General features: G+C 64.4%; 5 protein-coding genes. 4 read left to right on the top strand and 1 reads right to left on the bottom strand.

Annotated features, from left to right (window positions below; genetic code table 11):
* The coding region (locus tag EOA86_RS15365; protein ID WP_164891765.1) for a serine hydrolase at positions 1–448 on the top strand (448 nt) is incomplete at its 5' end.
* A 128-nt stretch (positions 449–576) separates the two neighbouring features.
* The gene (locus EOA86_RS15360) at positions 577–2,889 is read left to right on the top strand and encodes a Tex family protein (RefSeq protein WP_128342398.1); all 2,313 of its coding nucleotides are present in this window, start codon (positions 577–579) and stop codon (positions 2,887–2,889) included.
* Here the strand turns inward: EOA86_RS15360 and EOA86_RS15355 are convergent, their stop codons facing one another.
* The gene (locus EOA86_RS15355) at positions 2,890–3,786 is read right to left on the bottom strand and encodes a LysR family transcriptional regulator (protein ID WP_128342396.1); all 897 of its coding nucleotides are present in this window, start codon (positions 3,784–3,786) and stop codon (positions 2,890–2,892) included.
* Positions 3,787–3,888: 102 nt separating this feature from the next.
* Between EOA86_RS15355 and EOA86_RS15350 the strand changes: the two genes are divergently transcribed.
* Both EOA86_RS15350 and EOA86_RS15345 read left to right on the top strand, forming a co-directional pair.
* Positions 3,889–5,079, top strand: a complete 1,191-nt coding sequence (locus tag EOA86_RS15350) for an acyl-CoA dehydrogenase (RefSeq protein ID WP_127209951.1) — start codon at positions 3,889–3,891, stop codon at positions 5,077–5,079.
* A gap of 377 nt (positions 5,080–5,456) precedes the next feature.
* Positions 5,457–7,188, top strand: a 1,732-nt coding sequence (locus EOA86_RS15345) for a transglutaminase family protein (RefSeq protein WP_164891764.1), incomplete at its 3' end; no start/stop codon positions are given.

Below are 7,188 nucleotides of genomic sequence, written 5' to 3'. Positions count from 1 at the left end.
ATTGTGGCTGCCGCTCGGTGCAACGAGCGAAGCGTCGGTGACGGTAGACAGCGAGGGCACCGCCCGCACGGCCGGCGGCATTTCAGTCACGCCGCGCGATCTGGCGCAGGTCGGCGAGATGATGCGGCAAGGCGGCACGGCCAATGGCCGCCGCATCGTGCCGGAAGCCTGGGTGCGCGACACTGTCAGCACAGGCGGAGACAGCGAGGCCTGGCAGCGTGGCACGATGGCGTTCCTCTTTCCGCAAGGCCGCTACCGCAACAAATGGTACCAGACGGGCGCGGCAAGCGGCGCTTTCTGCGGCATCGGCATCCACGGCCAGTGGCTCTATGTCAATCCGAAGGCCGAGGTCGTCATCGCAAAGATGTCGTCGCAGCCGGAGCCGGTCGACGAGCCGCTCGATGTCGATATGGTCGCCTTCTTCGAAGCGCTGAGCCGGATGGTCTGACTCTATCCAGGCCGAGCGCCATCGCAGCTTTCCTGTGGACCTATTGCGCGGTTGAAAACGCCGCGGTTGGCGGAGCGACGCTCTGCGCTTATGGTCGCCGCTCTTTTCGACAAGACAGCAGGAACGACATGGCATCCGACATCAAGCGCATCGCAGCCATCATAGCAGCCGAGATCGCTGCCCGGCCCGAACAGGCCGCCGCGGCGATCGGCCTGCTGGACGAAGGCGCGACGGTGCCGTTCGTGGCGCGCTACCGTAAGGAGGTCACTGGCGGTCTGGACGACACGCAGCTGCGCCTGCTTGCCGAGCGGCTCGCCTATCTGCGCGAACTCGATGCGCGCCGCGACACCATCCTTGGTTCGATCCGCGACCAGGGCAAGCTGACCGAAGAGCTTGAGGCCAAGATCGCAGCGGCCGCCACCAAGGCGGAACTCGAAGATATTTATCTGCCCTACAAGCCGAAGCGCCGGACCAAGGCCGAGATCGCCCGCGAGCGCGGGCTCGGACCGCTGGCCGAGGCCATCCTTGCCGACCGCGCGGCGGTGCCCGCCGAACTGGCGCTGGCCTACATCGGCGAAGAGGTGGCCGACGCCAAGGCGGCGCTCGAGGGCACGCGCGATATCCTGTCCGAGCAGTTCGCCGAGAATGCCGATCTTGTCGGCAAACTGCGGACCTACATGAAGGAACGCTCCTTCATGCGGTCACGCGTCGTCGACGGCAAGCAGGAGGCCGGCGCGAAGTTCTCCGACTATTTCGACCATGTCGAGCGATGGGCCAACGTGCCGAGCCATCGCGCGCTGGCGATGCTGCGCGGCCGCAACGAAGAGGTGCTGTCCCTCGACATCGAGATCGATGCCGACGACGCGTCACCGGTGAAGCCGGTCGAACGGATGATTGCCGACGCCTACGCCATCGGCCGCCATTTGCCGGGCGATCGCTGGCTGATGGAGGTGGCCGGCTGGACCTGGCGCATAAAGCTGTCGCTGCACCTGACGCTCGATTTGATGCGAGATCTGCGCGAGCGGGCCGAGGAGGAGGCGATCCATGTCTTCGCCCGCAATCTGAAGGATTTGCTGCTCGCTGCCCCGGCCGGCTCGCGCGCCACCATGGGCCTCGATCCCGGCATCCGCACCGGCATCAAGGTGGCGGTGGTGGACGGCACAGGTAAGCTGTTGGCGACGACGACGGTCTATCCATTTCCGCCAAGGAATGATGTGCGCGGCACGCAAGCCGAACTCGCAAAGCTCGTCCGCCTGCACAAGGTCGAGCTGATTTCCATCGGCAACGGCACCGGCAGCCGCGAGACGGAAAGGCTGGTGGCCGACATGCTGTCCGATATGCCTGCCGAGTCCGGGCCGAAGCCGCTCAAGGTGATCGTCAGCGAGGCGGGTGCCTCGGTCTATTCCGCCTCGGCAACGGCGGCGGCGGAATTTCCCGGCCTCGACGTGTCGCTGCGCGGCGCGGTGTCGATCGCGCGGCGGCTGCAGGATCCGCTCGCCGAACTGGTCAAGATTGAGCCAAAGTCGATAGGCGTCGGCCAGTATCAGCACGATGTCGACCAGTACCGGCTCGGCCGCTCCCTGGAAGCGGTGGTCGAGGACGCTGTCAATGCCGTGGGCGTCGACCTCAACACCGCCTCGGCGCCGCTTCTGGCGCGGGTGTCGGGTCTTGGCACATCGCTGGCCGAGGCCATCATCGCTCACCGTGATGCCGCCGGCCCCTTCGCCAGCCGTCGTGACCTGTTGAAGGTGGCGCGGCTCGGACCGCGGGCCTTCGAGCAATGCGCCGGCTTCCTGCGCATTCCCAACGGCACCGAACCGCTCGATGCCTCGGCCGTGCATCCGGAGGCCTATGGCGTGGCGAAAAAGATCGTCGCCGCCTGCGGACGCGACGTCCGCTCGCTGATGGGCGACAGTGCCGCTCTCAAGGCGCTCGATCCGCGGGTCTTCGTCGATGAGCGGTTCGGCCTGCCGACAGTGCGTGATATCCTGGCGGAACTGGAAAAGCCCGGCCGCGATCCGCGCCCCGGCTTCAAGACCGCGACCTTTGCCGACGGTGTCGACGACATCAAGGATTTGAAGCCCGGCATGCTGCTGGAAGGCACTGTCACCAATGTCGCGGCGTTCGGCGCTTTCATCGATATCGGCGTGCATCAGGACGGCTTGGTGCATGTCTCGCAACTGGCCGACCGTTTCGTCAAGGACGCGCATGAGGTGGTGAAAGCCGGCGACGTGGTCAAGGTGCGTGTCGTCGAGGTCGATATCAAGCGCAAGCGCATCGGCCTTTCGATGCGTCGGGATGGTGACGGCGGTACACCGAAGCCGCGCGACAATGGCAACAGACCGGTGCCGCGCGCGCCGGCGCCGCAGCGTCAGCCGGAGCGGTCCGCGCAGCAAGGCACGTTTGGCGCCGCATTGGCCGATGCGTTGAAGCGGAAGTAATCACCCTACCACTGGTACGCGACTGAGCAGCCAGTCGCGAAAGCTGGCGACCGGCGGATGGCCGCGCTTGTCGTGCGGCACAACCAGGTAATAGGCGCTGCGGCTTTGCATCGGCCGGCCCGGCGCCGGCACGAGTTGGCCGCGCTGCAATTCGCCTGAGATAAGGACCTGCGGCAGCAGCGCTACGCCGAGCCCGGCCATGCAGGCCTGGGCGGCGGTGCCGAATTGCTCGAACTGCATGCCCGGCCCGGTCGGCGCGCTCAAACCCTGATGCTCGAACCACTCGGTCCATGCGCCGGGCCGTGTCGCCATATGCAGCAGCGGCAGGCGACCGATATCGGCGGGTGTGGCAATGGCGCGGCCGGCCAGAAATTCGGGCGACACGACAGGCGCCACCTCTTCGCGGACCAGCAGCGTCGAGTCGGCGTCCGGCCAGTCGGGCAAGCCGAAATGGATGGCGGCGTCGAGCCTTTCGCGAGCGAAGTCGAAGCGGCCGATGCGGGTGACGAAATTGATGGTAATGTCCGGGTTGTTTTCGACGAAATCCGGGATGAGCGGCATCAGCCAGCGTGTGCCGAAGGTCGGCAGGATGGCGAGGTTCAAGATGCCACTATGCCGATTGCTCATCAATCCAAGGGCTGCGTCGCGCAATTGACCCAGCGCGGCGCGCACCGCTTCGGCATAGATCTCGCCTGCCGCTGACAGCCTGACATTGCGGCTGTCGCGTTCGAACAGCCGCCGGCCGAACTGGTCTTCCAGCAGCCTGATCTGCCGGCTGACGGCGCCCTGGGTCAAATCGAGTTCCTGCGCGGCGGCGGTAAAGCTGCCCAGCCGGGCCACCGCCTCGAAGGCGGCAAGGGCGCTGATACCAGGCAAAAGGCGGCGCTGAACCTTCATGATCCATTACTAACGTTCATTGATCGGTGAAGCAATTTCGTTTGATTTTTTCGAACTGGAAGCCGATAAGCCCGGGCATCCCCGCATTTGGAGACCGAGGCCATGGCAGCCGACAAAAACGCATTCGTCTGGAATGATCCTTTCCTGATCGAGGACCAGCTTTCGGAAGACGAGCGGATGGTGCGTGATGGCGCCGCGGCATTCGCCGCCGACAAGCTCGCCCCTCGGATCGAGGAAGCCTATCTCGAGGAAAAGACCGATGCCGGGATATTTCGCGAGATGGGCGAGGCCGGGCTGCTCGGCATAACCATTCCGGAAGAATATGGCGGACTCGGCGCCAACTACGTCACCTATGGGCTGGTGGCGCGGGAAGTCGAGCGCATCGACTCGGGCTATCGATCGATGATGAGCGTGCAGTCGTCGCTGGTGATGTATCCGATCCACGCCTATGGCTCGGAGGCGCAGCGCAAGAAATACCTGCCGAAGCTCGCCAGCGGCGAGTGGATCGGCTGCTTCGGCCTGACCGAGCCGGATGCCGGTTCCGACCCGGGCGGCATGAAGACGCGAGCCGAGAAGACGGCGAACGGCTACAAGGTCTCCGGCTCGAAAATGTGGATTTCCAACGCGCCAATCGCCGATGTGTTTGTCGTCTGGGCGAAATCGGCCGCGCATGACAACGAGATTCGCGGCTTCGTGCTGGAAAAGGGCATGACAGGCCTCTCGGCGCCGAAGATCGGCGGCAAGCTGTCGCTTCGCGCATCGATTACCGGCGAAGTGGTGATGGAAGGCGTCGAGGTCGGCGAAGATGCGCTGCTGCCCAATGTCTCAGGCCTGAAGGGTCCGTTCGGCTGCCTCAACCGGGCGCGCTACGGCATCTCCTGGGGTGCGATGGGCGCGGCGGAAGATTGCTGGCACCGGGCCCGCCAATACGGCCTCGACCGCAGGCAGTTCGGTAAGCCGCTGGCCGGCACGCAGCTTTTCCAGAAGAAGCTCGCCGACATGCAGACCGAGATCGCGCTCGGCCTGCAGGGCAGCTTACGGGTCGGGCGGCTGATGGACGAAGGCAAAATGGCGCCGGAGATGATCTCGATCGTCAAGCGCAACAATTGCGGCAAGGCGCTCGACATTGCCCGCCAGGCCCGCGACATGCATGGCGGCAACGGCATCCAGATCGGCTACCATGTCATGCGCCACGCGCAGAACCTCGAAACCGTCAACACCTATGAGGGCACGCATGACGTGCATGCGCTGATCCTCGGACGGGCACAGACCGGATTGCAGGCGTTTTTCTAAACGGCCATGCCCTTCGCTTCGTCATCCCTGGGCTTGACCCCGGGCTTGACCCGATCCATGCCGTGAGTCGAGGCGCCGCTGCGGTGCAGGATCTTTCAGGGCAGGGTCACGACAGTGGTTCGTGCTGCACTGCTGCATTCTTCGGTTAGCGTCACGGCATGGATGCTGGGGTCTCCTTGCTCCGCCCCAGGACGACGAAGACCCGAGGCCTTCGCCAATCGCAGATGCTGGAGGCCAGCGGTGACCAGTCGTATTAAGCGGAGTTGCGTTCAATAGCTGCTTAAATTAGGTGCACCGCAACATCTCTGCTTGGAGAATGGCCAGCATTTGTGTCAGGGTTCGGCGAATTCGTTTGAAACGCCGACTTTCGGGGCCCCATGGCAATTCTGGCAGCCGTCTACCACCTGACCCATTACAAATATGACCGGCCGGTCATTCTCGGCCCGCAGGTTATCAGGCTGCAGCCGGCGCCGCATTCCCGCACCAAGGTGCTCAGCCATTCCTTGAAGGTCGGGCCGGCGAACCATTTCGTCAATCTGCAGCAGGACCCCTACGGCAATTTCCTTGCGCGTTTCGTGTTTCCGGAACCTGTGACGGAGCTGAAGATCGAGGTCGACCTCGTTGCCGACATGACGGTTTATAACCCATTCGATTTCTTCGTCGAGCCGTCTGCCGAAACGTTTCCCTTCGAGTATCCGGAAGAGATCAGCGACGATCTTGCCATCTACCGGACGCCGGAGCCGGCCGGGCCGCTGCTGTCGGCGTTCCTGCAGACCATCGATCGCAGTCCTACCAACACCGTCAATTTCGTCGTCGACCTCAATGCGCGCCTGCAACGCGAGATCGCCTATATCGTGCGCATGGAAACCGGCGTCTTCTCACCCGAGGAAACGCTGGCCGCCAAGAAAGGCTCGTGCCGCGACACGAGCTGGCTGCTGGTGCAGATCCTGAGGAACCTCGGCATCGCCGCGCGCTTCGTCTCCGGCTATCTGATCCAGCTGAAACCCGACCTCGTCGCGCTTGACGGGCCGCCCGGCACCGCCGTCGACTTCACCGATCTTCATGCATGGTGCGAAGTCTATCTGCCAGGCGCCGGCTGGATCGGCTTCGACCCGACCTCCGGACTGCTCACCGGCGAAAGCCATGTGCCGCTCGCCGCGACGCCGCATTTCCGCAACGCCGCGCCTATTTCCGGCATGGCCAGCTTCGCCAATGTCGAGTTCGGCTTCGACATGCGGGTCGACCGCATCGCCGAGCATCCACGCATCACCAAGCCGTTCTCCGACGAAAGCTGGCAGGCGCTTGACGCGTTGGGCAACCAGGTCGATGCCGCGCTCGAGGCCGGGGATGTGCGGCTGACCATGGGTGGCGAGCCGACCTTCGTGTCGATCGACGATTTCGAGGCGGAGGAGTGGAACACCGCTGCCGTCGGCCCGACAAAACGCGAAAAAGCCGATGCGCTGATCCGCCGGCTGCGTGAGCGTTTCGCGCCCGGTGGCTTCCTGCACTACGGGCAGGGCAAGTGGTATCCGGGCGAAAGCCTGCCGCGCTGGACCTTCTCGCTGTACTGGCGCGCCGACGGCGAGCCGGTGTGGAGTGATCCATCGCTGATCGCACGGGAAAACAGCGAAGCAGTTGTCGGACCGAAGCAGGCTGAAGGCCTGCTGACGGCGATTGCCGATGAACTCGGCATCGACAAGACCATGGTCAGCGAAGCCTATGAGGACCCGGCCGAGTGGCTGCTCAAGGAAGGCAAGCTGCCGGAAAATGTCGATCCGTCCAATTCGAAGCTGGACGACCCCGAGGAGCGCAGCCGCATGGCGCGGGTGTTCGAACGCGGCCTGACCAAGCCATCGGGCTATGTGCTGCCTGTCCAGCGCTGGAACAGCCAAGCGTCCGGACCGCGCTGGCGTTCGGAGAAGTGGAAGACGCGGCGCGGCAAGCTGTTCCTGGTGCCGGGAGATTCACCGGTCGGCTACCGCCTGCCGCTCGGCACGCTGCCCCATGTGCCGCCGGCGCAGTTCCCGTATATCGTGCCGGTCGATCCTTCCCTGCCGCGCGGACCATTGCCGGCGCGCGAGACTATTTTGCCTGGAGCCGCTCCTTTAC

It is taken from the genome of Mesorhizobium sp. M5C.F.Ca.IN.020.32.2.1 (assembly GCF_004023105.1).
GTDB classification, from domain to species: Bacteria; Pseudomonadota; Alphaproteobacteria; order Rhizobiales; family Rhizobiaceae; genus Mesorhizobium; species Mesorhizobium wenxiniae.
The sequence above is the reverse complement of the archived record's forward strand: the minus strand, read 5'-3'. Positions and strand labels throughout refer to the sequence as shown.